This is a genomic window from Rahnella victoriana (genome assembly GCF_021276285.1).
GTDB classification, from domain to species: Bacteria; Pseudomonadota; Gammaproteobacteria; order Enterobacterales; family Enterobacteriaceae; genus Rahnella; species Rahnella victoriana.
Window position 1 is genome coordinate 2,386,809 of the sequence record NZ_CP089919.1, and the last position, 20,024, is coordinate 2,406,832.

Sequence of the window (20,024 nt, forward strand, 5' to 3'; positions counted from 1 at the left end):
GCACGACCCCAATGCACCCATAGCTCAGCTGGATAGAGTACTCGGCTACGAACCGAGCGGTCGGAAGTTCGAATCTTCCTGGGTGCACCATATTCTGAACATGTTTGAGCGACGACTTTCGTATAAGGTCCTCCGGCATGAAGGTAGCACGAATGAAGATAACGTTGCTTTAGCAACGGCCCGCAGGGCGAGGCCCCGCCGAGTCATCTTCCTGGGTGCACCCTATTTTGTGTATGTTGAAGATGTATTTGTCGTTCAGCATGAGAAAAACCCGCTTCGGCGGGTTTTTTGCTTTCTGCATTTTGCCTCCTGATTTTACCTCTTCCTTTTCATTTCCCTGATGTTTCCTACGTGTTCGGATGTGCTGTAGGTGTGGACAAAATGCGACTTTCGAAAGACTTTGCGCTAAAGTAGTTTTCCTGTTTTTTCGTGATCATGGAGCTTTCGATGTACGATCGATACGAAGGGCTAATATTTGATATGGATGGCACCATATTGGATACCGAACCTACGCACCGTAAGGCATGGCATCAGGTATTGACCAAATACAGCATGCAGTTTGATGTCGAATCCATGGTTGCTCTGAATGGTTCTCCGACCTGGCGCATCGCCAAGTTTGTTATCGACAGCAATAATGTCGATATGGATCCCCATCTGCTGGCCGCAGAGAAGACCGCTGCCGTGCAGGAAATGCTGCTCGATACCGTCCGGCCTCTGCCTTTGGTGGATGTCGTCAAAGCCTATCATGGCCGCCGGCCGATGGCAGTCGGGACGGGCAGTGAGCACTGGATGGCGGATGCCCTGTTACGGCATTTAGGGCTGCGTGATTGCTTTGACGCCATTGTGGGCGCGAATGACGTGCAGAACCACAAACCTGCGCCAGATACCTTTTTGCGTTGCGCTGAGCTGATTGGCGTGCCTCCTGAAAAATGCGTCGTCTTTGAAGATGCAGATTTCGGTATTGAGGCAGCGAAACGCGCCAATATGGATTTTGTGGACGTGCGTACGCTGTGAGTAGCGCCGTGGCGCTGGCTTCCTTATTTGGCAGCAGTTTTTTAAGCGCCACATTATTGCCCGGAAATTCAGAAGTCTTATTAGTGGCTTTATTGTCAGCTGGCAGCGCAATGCCAGCGGCACTGGTTTTGTCTGCATCTGTTGGCAATACCTTAGGTGGCATAACCAACGTCATCATCGGACGCTTTCTGCCGCAGCTTAAGCCTCAGCGTGGATTACACGTTGCACAGGGCTGGCTGAAGCGCTTTGGACCTGCCGCGTTATTGCTGAGCTGGTTACCGGTGATAGGCGATGTGTTGTGCGTGTTAGCAGGTTGGCTGCGAATGCCGTGGGGGTCTGTGGTCTTTTTCATGTTTATCGGAAAGGCCGTGCGTTACGTCCTTTTGACGGTTGTTACGCTGGAAGGGCTCTCATGGTTCAGTTAGATTGGCATCAGCTATCAATTATGGTCACATCTATGCAGACTCAGTATGCTTGCAAATTAATGGTTTCACCGAGCGGGAGGTCAATTTGATCCCGGATGTATCTCAGGCGCTTTCCTGGCTGGAAGCCCACCCTCAGGCATTAAAAGGTATTCGTCGCGGTATTGAGCGTGAAACATTGCGGGTTAATCCCGATGGTTCATTAGCGACAACCGGACACCCGGAATCTTTAGGTGCGGCACTGACGCATCGCTGGATCACCACCGATTTTGCTGAAGCCTTATTAGAATTCATTACGCCCGTCGATGACAATATTGAGCATCTGATGGCGTTTCTGCGTGACATTCACCGTCACGTGGCCCGTGAGCTTGGCGACGAGCGTATGTGGCCGTTCAGCATGCCGTGCTTTATCGAATCCGGACAGGATATCGAACTGGCACAATATGGTTCGTCGAACGCAGGACGTTTCAAAACGCTTTACCGCGAAGGTCTGAAGAACCGCTACGGCGCGCTGATGCAGGTCATTTCCGGTATCCACTATAATTTCTCTTTGCCACTGACTTTCTGGCAGGAGCGGTTAGGTGTGACCGATGTTGAAAGCGGCAAAGAGGCCATCTCTGCTGGCTATTTCAAACTCATCCGTAACTATTACCGTTTCGGCTGGGTGATCCCGTATCTGTTCGGGGCGTCGCCTGCGATTTGTTCTTCATTCCTGAAAGGGCGTGAAACAGATTTGCCATTCGAATATACCGAAGGCGGATTGTGTTATCTGCCTTATGCCACCTCGTTGCGTCTGAGTGATTTGGGGTATACCAATAAATCACAGAGCAATCTGGGCATCACCTTTAACGACCTTACGACGTATGTGAAGGGCGTGAAAAAGGCTATCCGCACGCCATCGGCGGAGTATGCGGAAATGGGCGTGAAAAAGGACGGGAAATATCTTCAGCTGAACACCAATGTGTTACAGATTGAGAACGAACTTTATGCGCCAATCCGTCCTAAACGTGTCACCAAATCGGGTGAAACGCCTTCTGATGCACTGATGCGCAGCGGGATCGAATACATTGAAGTCCGCTCGCTGGATGTCAATCCGTTCTCTCCTGTGGGCATTGATGCAACCCAGGCACGTTTCCTGGATCTGTTTTTGGTATGGTGTGCATTAGCCGATGCGCCGGAAATGAGCAGTGATGAACTGCTTTGTACGCGCAAAAACTGGAACCGGGTGATCCTTGAAGGTCGTAAACCGGGGCAGACGATTGGTATCGGCTGTCACGATGAACGTCAGCCATTAGCCAGCGTCGGTAATGCTTTGTTTGCCGATCTGAGCCGTGTTGCGCAGGTCATGGATAAACAAAACGGCGATAATCAGTATCAGGATGTTTGCAAAGAGCTGGTCGCGGCGTTTGATGATCCGGAACTGACGTATTCGGCCCGTATCCTCAGGGATCTTAAACAGCAAGGCGTGGGGAATCTCGGGCTGGAACTGGCGGAGAAATACCGTCAGATGCTGGTGAGTGAACCGCTGGAAGTGTTGGATGAGAGTGCTTTAATGGCTGAGCAGGACGGTTCCTGGCAGCGTCAGCGCGCACTGGAAGCCGGCGATAAGCTAAGCTTTGAAGAATACCTGGCTGCGAATGCAGGCAGTAGCGTTGAGTAGAAAAGAAAAAGGCCACAATTAATGTGGCCAAATAAACATCTCTGTTTACAGGGATGATGATAACAAATGCGCGTCTTTCACTAATTAAGACCCGCGTGCTGGGAAAAGGTTTCCTGAGTTCGTAAAAAAAATTAATTTATTTAGGAGAGGTGACGATATGCCACTGTTGGATAGCTTTACCGTAGACCATACCCGTATGGTAGCACCTGCTGTTCGCGTCGCAAAAACCATGCATACCCCGCACGGTGACACCATTACCGTGTTCGATCTGCGCTTCTGCCGCCCGAACATTGAAGTAATGCCTGAACGTGGTATTCATACCCTTGAGCACCTGTTTGCAGGGTTCATGCGTAACCACCTGAATGGCAGCGGTGTTGAGATCATCGATATTTCTCCGATGGGCTGCCGTACGGGTTTCTACATGAGCCTGATTGGTGTGCCGGAAGAGCAACGCGTGGCGGATGCCTGGAAAGCCGCGATGGCGGACGTTCTGAAAGTGAAAGAACAGCGTCAGATCCCCGAGCTGAATGAATATCAGTGCGGTACTTACGAAATGCATTCCCTGAAAGAAGCACAGGAAATCGCGCAACACATCATCGATCATGATGTTGTCGTAAACCGTAACGATGATCTGGCTCTGCCAAAAGAGAAACTGTCCGAACTGCACATCTAGTCGTTTTTGGTTGGTGCTGAAGACAAAAAAGACGCGAAATTCGCGTCTTTTTTATGTCTGAAATTCAGAGGCTCAGCGCTGATTTACGCTGCTTTGCAACGGTTGCAAGGGGCGAACCTGCACCTGTTTGATCATGTTGTCCTGCACATCGAGAATTTCCACTTCATAATCTTCAATACGCAGGCTGGTGCCGATGGTCGGAATATCCTCCAGCACTTCCAGCAGCATACCGTTGATGGTTCTCGCTTCCTCTGCGGGCAGATGCCAGTTAAACGCTTTGTTCAGCTCACGGACGTTCGCACTGCCTTCAATCAGCACGGACCCGTCGCTTTGCGGCGTGACTTCTTCAGCTAGCGTCGGTGACATCGACGTCGTGAAGTCGCCGACGATTTCTTCAAGGATATCCTCAACCGTTACCAGCCCCTGAATATCACCGTATTCATCCACCACGATGCCCACTTTCTTTTTATTCCGCTGGAATTTTACCAGCTGAATATTCAGCGGCGTGCCTTCCGGAATGTAGTAAATCTCGTCGGCGGCGCGCAGCAGGTTTTCTTTGGTGAACTCTTTTTTCTCGGTCATCAAACGGTAAGCTTCACGCAGGCGCAGCATACCGATCGCATCATCGAGCGAGTCGCGGTAAAGCACAATGCGGCCATGCGGCGAGTGGGTGAGCTGGCGAATGATCGACTTCCAGTCGTCATTGATATCAATGCCGACGATTTCATTGCGCGGCACCATGATGTCATCAACTGACACTTTTTCCAGATCCAGCACGGAAAGCAGCATGTCCTGATTACGGCGTGAGATATTCGAGCGTGACTCGTTCACGATGGTACGCAGTTCTTCTTTGCTGACGGCATCGCTGAGGCTGGCAGTGGTCTTGATGCCGAACATTCTCATCAGCAGACGCGAGAGACTGTTCAGGATCCACACCAATGGCATCATGATTTTTTGCAGCGGACGCAACAAAATGCTGCTCGGAAACGCGATGCGCTCAGGATTCAGTGCGGCAAAGGTTTTGGGCAGGACTTCTGCAAACAGCAGCACAACAAAGGTCAGCACACCGGTAGCAATCGCCACGCCGGCATCGCCATACAGACGGATGCCCACAATCGTTGCCAGAGCGGAAGCAAGAATGTTGACCAGGTTGTTGCCGATAAGCACCAGACTGATCAGTTGATCCGGGCGTTTTAACAGCTTTTCGACGCGACGCGCCGCGCGGTTACCCTGTTTGGCCAGGTGACGTAACCGGTAACGGTTGAGTGTCATCATACCGGTTTCGGAGGCTGAAAAATAAGCCGAAACCACCACCATGATGATCAATGTGATGATCAGGGTTGTTGTTGAGACGTGCTCCAACGGGTATTCCTTTTAATTAATGAACCATGATTTGCTGGATCAGGCGACTGCCAAAATAGGCAAGAGTCAGGAGGATGGCGCCCGCCATGCTGAACCATACCACGCGGCGGCCACGCCAGCCTTCGTGATAATGGCCCCATAACAGGACGATATAAACGAACCATGCCAGTATCGATAAAACGGCCTTGTCGATATTCTCCGGGCTGAACAGGTTGTTCAGATACAGTAATCCGGTGCACAGCGTCAGCGTCAGTAAAATGACACCAATCTGGGTGATGTGAAAAAGTTTGCGCTCGATGCTCATCAGCGGCGGCATGTCAGCCGTAAACGTCAGGCGCTTATTCTTCAGCTGATAATCGAGCCACGCCAGTTGCAGCGCGTAAAGTGCGGCGATCATCAGTGTGGCATACGAGAATAATGCCAGACCAATGTGAACCAGCAGGCCTTTGCTTTCTTCAAGATGAGTGATGAACTCGCCCGGAAGAAAGGTCACGAACGCCAGATTAATCAGCGAGAAACTGTAAACAATCGGCAGGACAAACCAGCCACGATTGCGCGAGGCGACGATGGTCATCACCGTGCCAATGATTAAACTGACGACCGATCCAATGTTCACCAGACTGAGGTTCTGGCCGGTGCTGACATCGAAAATACGTTGTTGCAATGCTACGGCGTGGCAGATCAGGGCCACCACCACGGAAATCAGTGCTAAACGCCGGTATGCGCTGTTCTTCCGGATGATGCTCGGAATTATCAGTGCAAGGCTGAGCAGATAGGCCAACATGGCGACGAGAGCAAAAACTGACATAGCGTTTCGGTAGCATCGAAAAGTGAATGAGAACCGCAGTATAACGTTACCCGCGTCACGCTCCAACCTATCTGAGATGCCAAAGCAGAGATCGTCCGCGCTTCGTGTTATAATCCCGCAATTACGTCGCAAAAGCGGCCTGTCATTACGTTGAGCAAGAGACGATGTTTGAGAATTTAAGCGATCGATTGTCGCGCACACTGCGCAATATCAGCGGCCGCGGGCGGCTGACCGAAGAAAATATCAAAGAGACATTACGTGAAGTGCGTATGGCGTTACTGGAAGCGGACGTTGCGCTGCCGGTCGTGCGTGACTTCATCAACCGGGTGAAAGAAAGCGCTGTTGGCGTTGAGGTCAATAAAAGCCTCACCCCGGGTCAGGAATTCGTCAAAATTGTCCAGAAAGAGCTGGAAACCGCGATGGGCGAGGCTAACACCGAGCTTAACTTAGCGGCGCAGCCTCCGGCTGTGGTTCTGATGGCAGGTTTACAAGGTGCCGGTAAAACGACCAGCGTCGGTAAACTGGCGAAGTTCCTGAAAGAAAAGAAAAAGAAAAAAGTGCTGGTGGTGTCCGCCGACGTTTATCGCCCTGCGGCGATCAAACAGCTGGAAACCCTGGCGCAGCAAGTTGAAGTGGATTTCTTTGCGTCCGATGCGCAGGAAAAACCGGTGGATATCGTCAGCCGCGCACTTCAGCAAGCCAAACTGAAATTCTACGACGTTCTGATTGTCGATACCGCCGGCCGTTTACACGTCGACGAAGCAATGATGGACGAAATCAAACAGGTTCATGCCGCGATTAATCCGGTCGAAACCCTGTTTGTTGTCGATGCCATGACGGGTCAGGATGCCGCAAATACCGCGAAAGCGTTTAATGAAGCGCTGCCGCTGACCGGCGTGATCCTGACTAAAGTCGACGGTGATGCCCGTGGCGGTGCTGCGCTGTCGATTCGTCATATCACCGGCAAACCGATTAAATTCCTGGGTATGGGTGAAAAAACCGATGCGCTGGAGCCCTTCCATCCGGATCGTATTGCCTCCCGTATTCTGGGCATGGGCGACGTTCTCTCGCTTATCGAAGATATTGAGAGCAAAGTTGACCGCGCACAGGCTGAAAAGCTGGCGAGCAAACTCAAGAAAGGCGACGGCTTTGACCTGACCGACTTCCTCGAGCAGCTCAAGCAAATGCGTAATATGGGCGGCATGGCGAGTATGATGAGCAAACTGCCGGGTGTGGGTCAGCTGCCGGATAACGTCAAATCCCAGATGGATGATAAAGTGCTGGTGCGGATGGAAGCGATCATCAACTCGATGACGCTGAAAGAGCGCGCCAAGCCGGAAATTATTAAAGGTTCCCGTAAGCGTCGTATCGCGATGGGTTCCGGCATGCAGGTGCAGGACGTCAACCGCTTACTTAAGCAGTTCGATGATATGCAGCGCATGATGAAGAAAATGAAGAGTGGCGGCATGGCGAAAATGATGCGTGGCATGAAAGGTATGATGCCACCGGGTTTCCCTGGCCGTTAATCGACGTCACTGCCTATATATCAGCCATATAGGCGGCTCATGCAAAATGGTGGCTAAGGTTTCTACGCTTTAGATTGCTTTTTGCGCCAAAATGAGTAAAATTTTCGGGCTTTTTATATTGCAACCAGACCCCGTTCCCCGATGGGGTCTGGTTGTTTTATTAACTAAAGAGGATGTTATGGTAACAATTCGTTTAGCACGTGGCGGCGCAAAAAAGCGTCCGTTTTATCAAGTAGTAGTGACCGACAGCCGCAACGCTCGTGACGGTCGTTTCATCGAACGCGTAGGTTTCTTCAACCCATTGGCTTCTGGCCAGGCTGAAGCACTGCGTATGGATCTGGACCGTGTTGCCCATTGGGTTGGTCTGGGTGCTACCGTTTCTGATCGCGTTTCTGCGCTGATCAAAGACGCTAAGAAAGCAGCTTAATCTGTCGCGGTGGTGGCAATGAGCAAGCAATCCAATCCAGTGGTACCCGCTGAGCCGTTAGTACTCGGCAAAATGGGTTCAACATACGGCATTCGTGGTTGGCTCAGAGTGTTTTCATCCACCGAAGACGCTGAAAGCATCTTCGATTACCAGCCCTGGTTTATCCAGCGTGCCGGTAAGTGGCAAGTTGTCGAGCTGGAAGGCTGGAAACGCCACACTCAGGATCTGATTATCAAAGTCAAAGGCGTTGATGATCGGGATGCTGCGAATCTTCTGACCAATTGCGAAATTGTCGTCGATTCAAAGCAACTGCCTCCACTGGAAGACGGTGACTACTACTGGAAAGACCTTTTTGGTTGCCAGGTAGTGACAACTTCCGGTTACGAACTGGGCAAAATCATCGATATGATGGAAACCGGTTCTAACGATGTGATGGTAGTGAAAGCCAACCTGAAAGATGCCTTCGGACTCAAGGAGCGGTTGATTCCGTTCCTCGATGGGCAGGTTATCAAGAAAGTCGATCTCGCTACTCGCACTGTTGAAGTAGATTGGGATCCTGGTTTTTGACCTCCGTAGTGTTTATTCATGTAAAACATGTAAACAAGGTCTGGTTGAGCGGTCAAACATTTGGAAGGGGTAGGCTATGTGGATCGGTATAATTAGCCTGTTTCCTGAAATGTTCCGCGCAATCACGGATTACGGGGTAACTGGCCGGGCAGTTAAGAATGGCCTGTTGAGCGTAAATTGCTGGAGTCCTCGTGACTTCGCATACGATCGACATCGTACCGTGGACGAACGCCCTTACGGCGGGGGTCCCGGAATGCTGATGATGGTGCAACCTTTACGGGAAGCGATTCATGCAGCAAAAGCAGCGGCAGGCGAAGGTGTGAAAGTGATTTATCTTTCACCTCAGGGTCGCAAACTGGATCAAACCGGTGTTTGCGAGCTGGCGGCGCATCAGAAAATTATTCTGGTTTGTGGCCGTTATGAAGGGATCGATGAGCGCATAATCAAAACCGAAATTGATGAAGAATGGTCAATTGGCGATTATGTTCTTAGCGGTGGAGAGTTGCCGGCAATGACTCTGATTGATTCAGTCTCCCGCTTTATACCGGGCGTTTTGGGTCGTCAGGCTTCAGCAGAGGAAGATTCTTTTGCTGACGGATTGTTGGATTGTCCCCATTATACCCGCCCTGAAGTGTTGGAAGGCATGGAGGTACCGTCAGTTTTACTGTCGGGAAACCACGCTGATATACGTCGCTGGCGCCTGAAACAGTCGCTGGGTCGAACCTGGCTTAGAAGACCTGAACTTCTGGAAAACCTAGCTCTGACTGACGAGCAAGAGGTGTTGCTGAGAGAGTTCCAAAAGGAACATCGGCTCAGTCAACAAAACTATGAAGGGAACGCCAAAGCGTAACGCGAGGCCGTCCCGATATATCAGTTTACCTAGGGTAAGAGACATATTATGAGCAATATCATTAAACAAATCGAACAAGAGCAGATGAAGCAAGACGTACCTGCATTCCGTCCAGGTGATTCCCTGGAAATTAAGGTATGGGTCGTTGAAGGTTCTAAAAAGCGTCTGCAGGCATTCGAGGGCGTGGTTATCGCTATTCGTAACCGCGGTCTGCACTCTGCATTCACTGTTCGCAAAATTTCTAACGGCGAAGGTGTTGAGCGTGTATTCCAGACTCACTCCCCAGTAATCGATAGCATTACTGTTAAACGTCGTGGTGCCGTTCGTAAAGCTAAACTGTACTACCTGCGTGAGCGTACTGGTAAGTCTGCTCGTATCAAAGAGCGTCTTAACTAAGGTATCGCTAACGCGACATCTACTAGTTAATATAGAACAAGGGGTTAGCCATCGGCTAACCCCTTTTTTTGCATCAATGACCCCATATTGACTACGCAGCAGCAGGCTGGCCACCCGGTTTTGAGATAACCCGGGCGACAGATTCATGTGTTGCGAAAGTACAGCTGCACTCGATGTTCTGACACTGGTGATAGCGTTCTTTCGTGGATTCACTCAGATAACGGCTTGAACGTGTATGGGCAACCTTTCCACAAAGCGGACAATGCATCATAAAAACCTCCGGCATGACAAGTAAGCGATAAGGTGATTATGAAACCCATAACTCGCAAAAGCAAGTTTAAATTATGTTATTGAGGATTCGTAAGTGATATCTGCAATGTAAATCTTCAGATTCAACGTGGTAGTAAAGCCTTTCTCATTAACATTATGCACTGCGGACTCAATCACCCAGCGTTGACTGTCGATCTCATCTTTAAAACCCTGGACGTTTACCGGCGATTGCGCACTGAGATCGGCGCGTCCCAGGGCAAGTTTGATGCTGAAGGAGGACGAATCAGTTTGTATCTGACTAAACACAGAGTCTGCAGCCCGTTTTGCCGTGTCCTCGTCAGGAAAGATTTTGGCGAGCTGCAGGATATTTTCTGCCGTTCCGGCGGTATAACTCTTATCAGCGGTGCGGTTAAGCGCAATATTACTGCTCGTCGCCGTTTTAACATCGTGCCATTGGGCCTTCACGCCGCTATAGGCCCAGGTATCTGTCAGCTTATAGGTATAGTTATCTCCGTCACTGCGGATCAGGGTCTTCCAGGGAAGCGCCTGGCCCGACGCGGTGCGACCTGTTCCCGCTTTAAAAAATAAGATTGACCCATTTTTCACCGTGACCTGAGCGCCGTAATTTTGCGCCAGACGACTCAGGAAATAGGCATCTGTTTCAGTCGTCTGATCGATATGCGGTATCTTAATGCTGTCGAGTTCCTGCGGGATCACCGGCAACGATAAGGCATTCCGCCCAGAAATAATCCGCACAATTGCACCCAGTGTGTAATCGTCATAGGACTGGCTGCGCCTGGTAGCAAAAGAGCCACGAAAATCTGCACTGCGGGCGGTCACGTCAATTTTATCGGGGGAGCCGGAGTAGACCACTGTATCGACCGTAAAATAGCCGCAATCGTATAAAGCTTGTTTTGACCACCCGAGATGCAGGTGCAAGATGGCCCCCCTGACAGGCATCTGCAACAGACCATCACTGTCGTCGAATGTCAGGCTTAGCATGTCCGCCTCAAAACCGCTTTTATCTGTTACCGACAATTTAATAATGCGGTCGGAGATATTTTCCTCGAGGACCTTATTTTTAATCGCCAGTGTAAATACCGGCGCAATCCTTGCCCCGGCAGGTATTTGCAAATCGGTCAGCATAGTCAGACTCCCGCAACGAAGTTGCTGATTGCAGAACTGGCCTTGTTATATAAACCTTCGGCCTGGGTGAGTAAATCGCCGAACATCGCCGCCTGAGATTCATCGACACGCCTTAACACCAGGCCAAAACTGATACTGCGTGCCTGACCGATGGAGTTAAGTTCCGTGTTGGTATTGTTCATACTTTCAATAATATACATGCCGTAGATTGTTCCGTTGCCTTCAATCAGCGGCCATGCCCGTCCGGAATCCGCCATCCCCTGAAGTGTCTGAAGATAGCTGACTCCCCCGGTGACTTCGGGAAGCAACTGTCCTGACAATGTGATGGTTTCTTTTCCCAGCCCGAGAAATTGCGAAACAGGGCGTTGTCCGAAGCGGGGGTTATCACCCCAGCTGTAATTTGTCTGTCGGGCAAGCGTCTGATAGGGAAGGGTATTTAATTTAAAAACGAATAAACCCAGCGACATCATCATGAGTAGATCCCTCCGTTAGCAAACCGGTTGTAGGAATTATTGGTGGCATTCCATTCACGTTCATTGAAGACATCGTTGACCAATGATTGGATCTGCTGCTTATCGGTGTCGGGTGTGGCTGTAAAGCTGACGTTGACCGTCGTTGCCCGGTTATCTGTCAGATTATTGGCCACGCTGGTTTTGGCCGGCTGATACAGGTTCAGTGCTCCGCCGGTGGGGGAAATGCTGTCAACCGGCGGTGTCGTCATATCCGCGCCTGCATCAGAACTGTCATTGCTAAAAATGGAGTCCCATCCTTTTTTCGCCCAGATAAAGAGTTCTCCGATTTGCGAGACAGCTTTATTGAGCGTGACAAAAACCTCTGCGATCGCTTCCCCGACCTCTTTGCCTATATTGCTGAAACCGCTCAGTTGATCCTGACTGAATTTAATCGGTTCAAATAAGTCGGTGATCCAGCCCAGCGCCGTGCTGAACGGGGCAAACGCCTCACTGACCGGCCCCATCACCGACGTAAATCCTTCGATCACGCCCCCGACAAAGGCACTGATCGGCTCCCAAAGTTTGACCACTGCCACTCCGATCCCGGCAATCAATGCGATGACCGGCAGAAGCGGTAGCCCGATGGCGGTAAACGCCGCGGCAATCATGCCGCCGGTGCCGGTGAACAGCGTGCCCAGCAAACCGGCGCCAGCCATCAGCATATTGATCCCGCTGAGCACCGGCACTATGACTGTGCCGAGAGAGCCCAGCCCGCCGATAATGCCGGTGATGCCTAATGCCAGGCCGAGCAGTGTATTCACCAGCAGCGGATTATCGGCGATCCAGGTATTCAGCGTACCCAGCCAGCTTGTTGCGGTTTGCGTGAGTTCGCGCAGGGCGGAACTTTGCCCGGCAAACAGATTGATGCGCAGGGTGTCCCAGGTCGCAAACAGTTTGCTGATGTCGCCATCCAGATTATCGCCTTTGACGGTAACGGCCATTTGCGCAGCGGGTGTCGCGCCGTTCAGTGCCGCAGATGTCTGGGTCAGCACCTGACCGGCATCCATTCCTGTATTGGCCAATGCCTGCTGTCTGGCGACAACGTCGGCGGGAGAATGGCCTGACGCGGCCATCGACAGGCTTTGCTGACGCAATGCGGCCAGCTGTGGATCATCATTTTTCAGCCTGAGCGTCGCCTGAACTTCAGAAAGCCCGGCTTCGAGATCAGACGCCGGTTTGAGGAAGTTTTTCGCCAGCTCTAATTTCGGTTGTGCGAAGGCGACAAGTGAAGAGCTGGTATTTTTCAGCCGGTCAATTTTCTCTCTACGCTGCTGGTATCGTTGTCCTGCTTCCCGTCCTTTTTGTTCCAGAACCTGCGGGCGCGATGGCTGAATGCTTTCCGAATAGGACGTCCTGATTGTTTCTGTCATCTCGTCATAAGCCTGTTTTTCAGCCGGGGTAAAAAGAGACCCGCGCAGCCGTAACGAGGCGTCAGTCATGTCTTCCGACATCCCGGTGAAAACATTCTTTTTGGGTACTGTCGTAAATTGTTGCCAGATATTGGCCGTCGCCTTACGTAGCGGCCCCAGCTGTTGGTTCATTTTCTCAAGCGTGGTGGGTAACTGTTCGAGATTACTCATCTGTTTTTACTCCGCTGCGTTGCAGTGCCTTATGACGCCAGTTCAACAGATCGGTAAGTGACATGCCGTCCATCTCGGACGGCGGCCAGTGAAAGATCACCGCGATATCTGCCATCAGATCATCGACAGTGAGGCGGGGCGCAATGTTTACGCCTCCGGTTTCTGCGATAAAAAACCGATCACCTTGCCTGCCAGCGCAATCAGGTCAGGCAGTTCCAGACGTGAGCACTCTTCTTTGGTCAGGTTCGGCGTGGTGATACGAGGCAAAATGGTGATCAGTGCATCGACATCGGCGTTTGCCAGCGCGGCAAGACCGATACCCCGCAGGCTGCCTGCGGTCGGTTTGGTGACCAGGATTTCCGCGATGCTCGTATCGCCGCGTTTTAACGGCACATCCAGGATCACGGTGTTGTTGTTTTCAGTCTGGCTCATGTGTTTTCCTGCTTAAATCTGAAATGAAGCCGGCAGAAACACTGCCGGCTCAGGGAAGGGAATTACAGGCCGAGCGCAGTGCGATGCTCAGCCAGACGGTCAACGCCGTTGACCACTTCGACCATATTGACGGTGTCGATCTCAATCAGCTCTTTGCCATCGATGGTGAGTTTGAAATAGGTACATTGGGTGGTGACTTTGGTTTCTGTGTCTTCGCCCTGTTTGTACTCACCGAAATCAAACTCTTTATGACGGCCGCGCATCATGACTTCTACCGCAGAGACATCACCGGTGTCGTCACGTTGCAGGGAACCGGCAAAGCGCAGCGGAATATCCGATGTGCTGCCCCATTGCTGCAACACCAGCTCATCCAGGCCGCCGATGGACCATTCAAGGGTCAGCGCGTCGTCATCCAGACCGAAATCCACGGCGACGGAACCGCTCATACCACCGCCGCGATAGTTTTCCAGCTTGCGGGTCAGTTTTGGCAGAGTCAGGGAAGAGACCAGACCGAGGTAGCTGTTCCCGTCATTGAACAGGTTCAGGTATTTTAATTTCTTAGGAAGTGCCATGAGTTCTCGTCTCCTTAGCTGTTAATGGACGCGGCAAAGTTCACCAGATAGGAGTCGGTGATACGCTGGCGCAGGGTCAGATCTTCCAGTGGAGGAACCGGGGTATAGTCATAATCGATATACAACTTACCGGCTTTCAGGGTTTCCGCCGTGTTAGCGTTTTCGTCGTACCAGCAGTCGCCATCAATGATGTAACCCGCTGATTTCATTTCACGCATTTTGGCTTTGATGCCGTCGATCATGTCGCGCACCAGGGACGGCGTCATTGGTTTATCGACGGCCCACATGTGGGCTTCGGCCATGGTGTCAGCCAGAACCTGCGCAGTACGGGTGTAGTTCTCAAACAGGAATAACGTGTCATCGCTGCAGGTACGGTTACCCCAGAAACGGAAACCGTCTTTGCGCACCAGCGTGGTCACGCAGGCTTCATTCAGCAAATCGGCATCGGTGCCGGTGGCCTGCAGATCCCAGAAAACGCTGGCAGAAAGGCCGGTGACGCCGTTAACGCCGACGTTCGACAGTGTTTTATGCCAGCCGGTTTCCTGGTCGATTTTGGCGCGCAGGCCCAGCGCACGGGCGGTGGCATAAGCGATATCAGACTGGCTGGTGGCGGTATTCCAGTTCACAAAGTCCGGCCAGATCAGCATCAGTTCGCGCTGGCTGAAGTTTTCGCGGTAGGCGATCGCATCGGAAATGGTTTTTGCGCCATACACGCCGACATAACCGAAAGCGCGCAACTGCTGACAAACGCCAGCCAGCGCGGTAGCGACTGCCAGATTATCCAGCCCCGGAACGCCCAGAATGCGTGGCTTAACGCCCAGCTCCGCCTGTGCAGACAGCAGCGCTTTCATGCCGGTGTAGCGGCCATTGGCATCCAAACCGCCAATAATATTGCTGGTGGTCGCATCTTCATCTTCGCCGGTGGCAACACGTACCACGACGGTGACGGGTTTGCACTGATCAGCAATCGCCAGCAGCGCGGCACGTAAAGTCCCGCTGGTGCCCGCTTTGCCGCTGGCCGCGAGAACATCGGTGATCAGAACCGGTGTGTTAAGGGGGAACGTGGCCGCATCTGCATCTTCTGCAGTACAAACCATGCCGACAATAGCGGTAGAAACGGTAGAAATAACGCGGGTGCCATCGTTGATTTCAACGACACGTACGCCGTGATGATAATCAGCCATCAGGGTGACTCTCTCTGTTGTGGGTGGTGAAGCAAGGATGCCGGTTCACAGCAGTAAGCGCATTCGATCAGGGGCGTGGGGGCGTTGGCACAACAGCGGGGGGAAAGAGAATAATAAAAAAGCTCCCGAAGGAGCTTTTGATCAGGCCGGAATGTCGGGCCAGGTAATGTCAGGCGCCGTGGACAAATCTAACCGGTTTAAGGCGACACGGTAAGTTTTCCAGGCTTTGAGTAGAGTCTTTTCTTCTTCTGTAGAAACTCCTAGATCCCATGCATCTTGAAGAGGAGCAAGAATTGTCAATGAAGATGCTAATAGTAAATTTCTTTCTTTTTCTGCTAATTCATTTACAGAAGGTTCAAGGCTTGAGAATTCACCATTAACAAACATATACCGATGATCTATTATATCTTTTGGAATTCTTTCCTTATTTATTTCTATAATTGTAACACCCTCTGAAAGGGTGAGGAAATTAGGGTCTTTAGCCCATGTCCTCACGACTTTATCTTTACCTAATGTTATGAAATGGTTTTTACCTTTCCATTCACGATCCCTCAATTCGTACCAGTCGTTCCCGCCTTGATCTTCAAAATATATAATTGGTAATGTTAATCCTTCTTCAAAAGCTTGTTTTGTTATTTTGATGTTTTTGAATATGATCATGTTTTAGTTCCCCACCTGACGCCATTGGCCACTCGCTGTTCTTACCATCAGGGCTCGATAATACTTACCCATTGCACGGCAATCACCCAAATCTGAACGAATATTCAAGCCAGTCATAAAACAACCGGCCGGGGCCTCCCAAACAACTTGTGTAGTATGAGCACCATTTTCAAGTGCCTGACTACCTCTTTGGACGTCATATATATATCGACTGTCCGTTTCGACTTTGGAATAAGCGTTGTTTTTTGCCATGTATGCGGAATCTGATTGTGTCTTGGTATAATAACGGTTATCAAAATTTGAATAGTTTCCCGGAGTGATAGTTCCGGCGCAACTAAAAACACCATCAGAATATACGGAAATACCTGTGCCAAAACTCACATCTCCCGTAGCAACATTGATCCGAATTGGGCGCAGATCATTGTAACTTCCATACTAATTTCCGGCATTAGTCAACATGAGATACAGCGAAGAGCCATCCTGCCGCCAAAATGATCCATAATTTCCCTGAACAATTCGATAACTATTGGCGTAAGTGGATTGAAATTCCGCCGAGTTCCTCAATACACCTTTAATATCGTTGCTTCCTGCAAGAGGAATAGCCCCAATGTTTCCCGGAGTGAGGTTTATATCTGTTGTACCGTCGAAAAGTACTCCAGATATTTTCCTCGGAGTTGCTAATTTCAACGCTGCAACAGCCGTACCGCCTACTGGTAGTGCGCCAATATTTGCAGGAGGGATGCTGATATCCGCCGTTCCATCAAACGGCACACCCGCAATTTTGCGTGCTGTCGCCAGCCGGGTTGCCGCAACGGCTGTGCCGGCAGAAGGCAGGCGTCCGTTGGCATTATCATTGGCTGATTTTGCCAAATCATTTGCTACCTTCACCGCTTTCGGCGTCGCCGCCAGAACTTCACTGGTGCTGTCAACGGCGTTGCTCAGTTGCACAAAACCTTTGGCGGTTAGCGTACCGTCCGGGTGACGGCGTGAGGCTTCGTGATCGGCCAGCAGGTCGTTGACGTACTCTTCGGTGGCGACAATCAGGGAATCATCAATGGTCAGGCTGACGGCATCGGTGTTGGTGACGACGATCACCATCCGCAATGTCTGGGTGCGGCCGGAGCCTTCCTCGAGCGTCGGTTTATAAGTATCGGCCATATTGCTGACGGCAATCAGCGTGCCGTCGGCGGCGTAAAGCCCCATTTCACGCATCCAGAAACCGCCGACGCTGGCAGGAATGATCGCCTCGGCAATGATCCAGTTCGCGTGTTTGCTGTCTGTTTTCAGGGAGTTCAGTTTGATGCGATAGGTTTCTTTCACCAGTGTGGTCTGGGTGGAAACCGGGACTGTGGCGCTGCCACCGCCATCACCGACGGCCATCTGAGTGATGTTAATGTCCTGACCGCTCTGGATGGCGGCGGCGATGCGCGCCTGTCCCAGGTCAGTGACGACAGATTTGAATGTGCTCATGGTGTTCCTTATCAGCCAGGATAAATAGTGAGGGTGTCGGCGTCATAAGCCGCTGCACCAAGGAAGACTCTTCCGGGAATAGTCTGGGTAATCGTCAGCCCGGTCAGGTGCCGGCTGGCGGGTTTGGCATCGTTGATTAAACGCTCCATTTCGTTGTACATCGCCTCGTCAATTCCCGTCTCCAGCACGCCGATGTCCAGACGGAACGTGCCGGGCACATCGCCGGTTTCCCACCACTCGTTCACGTTGATGACGTAACCCAGCGGCTCAACCACACGACGGATCGCGCTGATGGTGCCTTTATGCTGATGGATGAACCAGGCGGTTTGAATCACGTTTCTTTTCGTCGCAACGGGCCATTCGCTGTCCCAGCTGTCGACCGAAAATGCCCAGGCCAGATAGGGCAGAAAAACGGCCGGGCAGGTAAGGGGATTCCATAACGTGCGCAGCGGAACCGGGACGCGCTCAAGTAACGCACAGGATTGCGCGGCAGCGACTTCCAGATCTGTCGAGCCTGAAGGCAGCAGCCGGTCACTCATCAGAACCTCCGATGACGATGGAATAACGCGTGCACAGCGATGCCTGCGTTTTATCTAACACCAGATCGGCGGCGGGCTTCGTCAGTTCCACACGCTGAACGCCTTCGACATGTAACGCGGCGTAAATCGCGGAGAGACGAATGTCGCGCCCCAGACGATGCTGATCGGAAATGTAGGTTTGCAGCTGCGCTTCTGCCGCCTGCTGGATAGGCTCGGACTCCGGTCCCGGGTAAAGGAACAGCGCCGCGTCGATTTCATAGGGGACAATGCTGGCGGATTGCACGACCACGCGGTCAGCCACAGGACGGACTTCTTCGTCATTCAGCGCGGCCAGAATGTTGGCGATAAGGTCGGCGCTGGCAATCCCGTCGTTATCGTGAGAAAGCAACGTCACCAGAACATTCGCCGGTGAAGGGCTGGTCACCGAGACATCGGCGAGCCGCCCGTCAGCGGAACGCGCATGATATTCATACGCGCCAGTCGGACCAGCGACGCTCAAGCCTTCGAACGCCTGCGGAATGCGCATGCGCAGATCCGTATCAGACTCCAGAACGGCCGCCGTTGGCGGGATGGTGGTGCTGTCCGCCGCATGCAATACCAGACGCTCAACATTGAAATTCGCCGCCAGCTGATCCAGATCGCTGCCCGTGGCATAGGCAACCATCACCGCGCGCGCCGCTTCGTTCACCCGCTGGCGCAGGATCAGTTCGCGGTAGGCATTCTCCTGTAACAGTTTGACCAGGGGTTCGGATTCAAACGTCAGTGTGCGGCTGATGGCTTCCCGCTGGTCGGCGGGATAGAGGGAAATCAGCGTCGTCTTACGCTCTTCAAACAGACTTTCATAATCCAGTTCTTCGACCACATCGGGGGCCGGTAACTGGCTCAAATCGATCGTTGCCATAGTGTCAGCTCACAGGAATATTCAGGGAAAAATCCGTCGCCGTATCGCTACGGTTTCCGGTCAGTTCAACCACCATCTTGCCGGTGTAATCCGTGCTGAAAGTGATTGCTGTCAGTGAGACGCGTGGCTCCCACTGCAACAGGGCGGTGTAGCAGACGGCCATCATCTGCAGCCGCAGCGCTCCGTTCTGCGGCTGGTCGATCAGCTCAGACAGTAATGAACCGTAATCGCGGCGCATCACTCTGGAGCCGACCGGCGTGTTCAGAATGTCGCTGACGGACTGGCGGATATGGTCGAGATCTTCGATGGCCATCCCGCTGTTTCTGTCCATACCTGCGTACTTTGCATTGCTCATTGCGGGCCTCCGGTCTGACCGTTACCAGATTGCACACCGCTGTGACGATGGAGATGCACAATGATGCCGTTAGAGATCAGGCTGCCGCCGCTGTGGGTGATATTCCCGGTCAGCGTGCCGCCCTGTTTGACTTCAAGGGAACCGGTGGTGAGCTTGCTGGTACACACCACTTCCGGCGTATCCAGCGTGATGCGGGTGCTGGCCGTGCAGCGGACTTCAGGCGCCGTCACGTCCACTTTTTGTGAGGCGTTTATCACCGCGGTTTTAATGCCGGTGACCTTCAGCGCGCTGGTCTTCGGTTCGTATTCAAAAATGGCGCCGTCCGGGAAGGCCAGATGAATGGCATCCGCCGAAGCAGAAGGCGCAGGTGAGGCATCGGAAAATACGGCCGGTAAAACGAATGCCGTATTCAGTTCGCCGCCCATTGAGAGCAGCAAAACCTGTTCACCGACAGACGGGGCCCACCAGCTGCGCGTACGGCCAGCACGGTGGGTTATCCACGGCAGCCACGCGGTCACATTGTCGCCGGTACTGACGCGACAGCGCGCATTGGCCAGATCCAGTTCTGAGACTTTGCCGATGCGCACCAGGTTGTTGACCAGCCGCATCATGTCGTTAAGTTGAAGTGTCGTATTCATGGGATAAAGGATGCCGTTTCACAGGGTTAGGCGACAACCGGTGGCCGTTCGCCAGCGGAT

26 protein-coding genes and 1 tRNA gene are annotated in these 20,024 nt (G+C 52.1%); 10 read left to right on the forward strand and 17 right to left on the reverse strand.

Annotation, left to right across the window (positions count from 1 at the left end):
* Positions 1–13: 13 nt before the first annotated feature.
* The 5 genes from J9880_RS11020 (at position 14) to luxS (ending at position 3,769) form a co-directional block, all read left to right on the forward strand.
* Positions 14–90 (forward strand) — tRNA-Arg (locus J9880_RS11020).
* A 357-nt stretch (positions 91–447) separates the two neighbouring features.
* On the forward strand, positions 448–1,014 hold the full coding sequence (gene yqaB / locus J9880_RS11025) for a fructose-1-phosphate/6-phosphogluconate phosphatase (protein WP_095923505.1): 567 nt from the start codon (positions 448–450) through the stop codon (positions 1,012–1,014).
* Positions 1,011–1,439: a YqaA family protein gene (locus tag J9880_RS11030; protein ID WP_232769319.1), complete on the forward strand. Its 429-nt coding sequence runs from the start codon at positions 1,011–1,013 to the stop codon at positions 1,437–1,439. The genes yqaB and J9880_RS11030 overlap by 4 nt, the downstream gene beginning before the upstream one ends.
* A gap of 85 nt (positions 1,440–1,524) precedes the next feature.
* Positions 1,525–3,096 (forward strand): glutamate--cysteine ligase, encoded by a 1,572-nt coding sequence (gene gshA / locus J9880_RS11035; RefSeq protein WP_119823239.1) that lies wholly within the window; start codon positions 1,525–1,527, stop codon positions 3,094–3,096.
* A gap of 157 nt (positions 3,097–3,253) precedes the next feature.
* The gene (gene luxS, locus J9880_RS11040) at positions 3,254–3,769 is read left to right on the forward strand and encodes an S-ribosylhomocysteine lyase (protein ID WP_232769320.1); all 516 of its coding nucleotides are present in this window, start codon (positions 3,254–3,256) and stop codon (positions 3,767–3,769) included.
* Positions 3,770–3,841: 72 nt separating this feature from the next.
* Here luxS and J9880_RS11045 read toward each other — a convergent pair whose 3' ends face one another.
* On the reverse strand, positions 3,842–5,131 hold the full coding sequence (locus J9880_RS11045) for an HlyC/CorC family transporter (RefSeq protein ID WP_095923502.1): 1,290 nt from the start codon (positions 5,129–5,131) through the stop codon (positions 3,842–3,844).
* Positions 5,132–5,147: 16 nt separating this feature from the next.
* Entirely contained in the window at positions 5,148–5,939 is a 792-nt protein-coding gene (locus tag J9880_RS11050; RefSeq protein WP_095923501.1) for a cytochrome C assembly family protein, read from the reverse strand.
* Between the two features lie 164 nt (positions 5,940–6,103).
* On the opposite strand from J9880_RS11050, the gene ffh reads away from it, so the two are divergent.
* From ffh to rplS, 5 genes are all read left to right on the forward strand, one after another.
* Positions 6,104–7,465: a signal recognition particle protein gene (ffh, locus tag J9880_RS11055; RefSeq protein WP_095923500.1), complete on the forward strand. Its 1,362-nt coding sequence runs from the start codon at positions 6,104–6,106 to the stop codon at positions 7,463–7,465.
* A gap of 178 nt (positions 7,466–7,643) precedes the next feature.
* On the forward strand, positions 7,644–7,892 hold the full coding sequence (rpsP, locus tag J9880_RS11060) for a 30S ribosomal protein S16 (RefSeq protein ID WP_015689395.1): 249 nt from the start codon (positions 7,644–7,646) through the stop codon (positions 7,890–7,892).
* 18 nt (positions 7,893–7,910) lie between these two features.
* Positions 7,911–8,459: a ribosome maturation factor RimM gene (gene rimM, locus J9880_RS11065; protein WP_013574036.1), complete on the forward strand. Its 549-nt coding sequence runs from the start codon at positions 7,911–7,913 to the stop codon at positions 8,457–8,459.
* 76 nt (positions 8,460–8,535) lie between these two features.
* Positions 8,536–9,309 carry a tRNA (guanosine(37)-N1)-methyltransferase TrmD gene (gene trmD, locus J9880_RS11070; RefSeq protein ID WP_015689396.1) on the forward strand — a complete coding sequence of 258 codons (774 nt, stop codon included), beginning with the start codon at positions 8,536–8,538 and terminating at the stop codon, positions 9,307–9,309.
* A 48-nt stretch (positions 9,310–9,357) separates the two neighbouring features.
* Complete coding sequence (gene rplS, locus J9880_RS11075; protein ID WP_013574038.1) at positions 9,358–9,705, forward strand: 50S ribosomal protein L19; 348 nt, start codon at positions 9,358–9,360, stop codon at positions 9,703–9,705.
* A 91-nt stretch (positions 9,706–9,796) separates the two neighbouring features.
* Here rplS and J9880_RS11080 read toward each other — a convergent pair whose 3' ends face one another.
* The 15 genes from J9880_RS11080 to J9880_RS11150 form a co-directional block, all read right to left on the reverse strand.
* Positions 9,797–9,976 carry an ogr/Delta-like zinc finger family protein gene (locus J9880_RS11080; protein WP_015695930.1) on the reverse strand — a complete coding sequence of 60 codons (180 nt, stop codon included), beginning with the start codon at positions 9,974–9,976 and terminating at the stop codon, positions 9,797–9,799.
* Between the two features lie 71 nt (positions 9,977–10,047).
* Positions 10,048–11,121 (reverse strand): contractile injection system protein, VgrG/Pvc8 family, encoded by a 1,074-nt coding sequence (locus J9880_RS11085; protein ID WP_232769321.1) that lies wholly within the window; start codon positions 11,119–11,121, stop codon positions 10,048–10,050.
* A gap of 2 nt (positions 11,122–11,123) precedes the next feature.
* On the reverse strand, positions 11,124–11,594 hold the full coding sequence (locus J9880_RS11090; protein WP_095923497.1) for a phage tail protein: 471 nt from the start codon (positions 11,592–11,594) through the stop codon (positions 11,124–11,126).
* Positions 11,591–13,213, reverse strand: a complete 1,623-nt coding sequence (locus J9880_RS11095) for a phage tail tape measure protein (RefSeq protein ID WP_232769322.1) — start codon at positions 13,211–13,213, stop codon at positions 11,591–11,593. The genes J9880_RS11090 and J9880_RS11095 overlap by 4 nt, the downstream gene beginning before the upstream one ends.
* The gene (locus J9880_RS11100; protein ID WP_015689400.1) at positions 13,206–13,328 is read right to left on the reverse strand and encodes a GpE family phage tail protein; all 123 of its coding nucleotides are present in this window, start codon (positions 13,326–13,328) and stop codon (positions 13,206–13,208) included. The genes J9880_RS11095 and J9880_RS11100 overlap by 8 nt, the downstream gene beginning before the upstream one ends.
* A 32-nt stretch (positions 13,329–13,360) precedes the next feature.
* Positions 13,361–13,645, reverse strand: coding sequence for a phage tail assembly protein (locus J9880_RS11105; protein WP_232769323.1), 285 nt, complete (start codon positions 13,643–13,645; stop codon positions 13,361–13,363).
* A gap of 62 nt (positions 13,646–13,707) precedes the next feature.
* Positions 13,708–14,217 carry a phage major tail tube protein gene (locus J9880_RS11110; RefSeq protein WP_095923493.1) on the reverse strand — a complete coding sequence of 170 codons (510 nt, stop codon included), beginning with the start codon at positions 14,215–14,217 and terminating at the stop codon, positions 13,708–13,710.
* A gap of 14 nt (positions 14,218–14,231) precedes the next feature.
* Positions 14,232–15,401 (reverse strand): phage tail sheath protein, encoded by a 1,170-nt coding sequence (locus tag J9880_RS11115; protein ID WP_232769324.1) that lies wholly within the window; start codon positions 15,399–15,401, stop codon positions 14,232–14,234.
* A 141-nt stretch (positions 15,402–15,542) separates the two neighbouring features.
* Positions 15,543–16,061 (reverse strand): tail fiber assembly protein, encoded by a 519-nt coding sequence (locus tag J9880_RS11120; RefSeq protein ID WP_195818088.1) that lies wholly within the window; start codon positions 16,059–16,061, stop codon positions 15,543–15,545.
* Between the two features lie 3 nt (positions 16,062–16,064).
* Positions 16,065–16,442: a hypothetical protein gene (locus tag J9880_RS11125; protein ID WP_232769325.1), complete on the reverse strand. Its 378-nt coding sequence runs from the start codon at positions 16,440–16,442 to the stop codon at positions 16,065–16,067.
* 54 nt (positions 16,443–16,496) lie between these two features.
* Positions 16,497–17,531 carry a phage tail protein gene (locus J9880_RS11130; RefSeq protein WP_232769326.1) on the reverse strand — a complete coding sequence of 345 codons (1,035 nt, stop codon included), beginning with the start codon at positions 17,529–17,531 and terminating at the stop codon, positions 16,497–16,499.
* 11 nt (positions 17,532–17,542) lie between these two features.
* On the reverse strand, positions 17,543–18,070 hold the full coding sequence (locus J9880_RS11135; protein ID WP_232769327.1) for a phage tail protein I: 528 nt from the start codon (positions 18,068–18,070) through the stop codon (positions 17,543–17,545).
* Positions 18,063–18,971, reverse strand: a complete 909-nt coding sequence (locus J9880_RS11140; RefSeq protein ID WP_195818090.1) for a baseplate assembly protein — start codon at positions 18,969–18,971, stop codon at positions 18,063–18,065. Before J9880_RS11140 ends, J9880_RS11135 begins: the two co-directional genes overlap by 8 nt.
* A 4-nt stretch (positions 18,972–18,975) precedes the next feature.
* Positions 18,976–19,326 (reverse strand): GPW/gp25 family protein, encoded by a 351-nt coding sequence (locus tag J9880_RS11145; RefSeq protein WP_095923479.1) that lies wholly within the window; start codon positions 19,324–19,326, stop codon positions 18,976–18,978.
* On the reverse strand, positions 19,323–19,964 hold the full coding sequence (locus J9880_RS11150; protein ID WP_095923477.1) for a phage baseplate assembly protein V: 642 nt from the start codon (positions 19,962–19,964) through the stop codon (positions 19,323–19,325). The genes J9880_RS11145 and J9880_RS11150 overlap by 4 nt, the downstream gene beginning before the upstream one ends.
* Between the last annotated feature and the right edge of the window lie 60 nt (positions 19,965–20,024).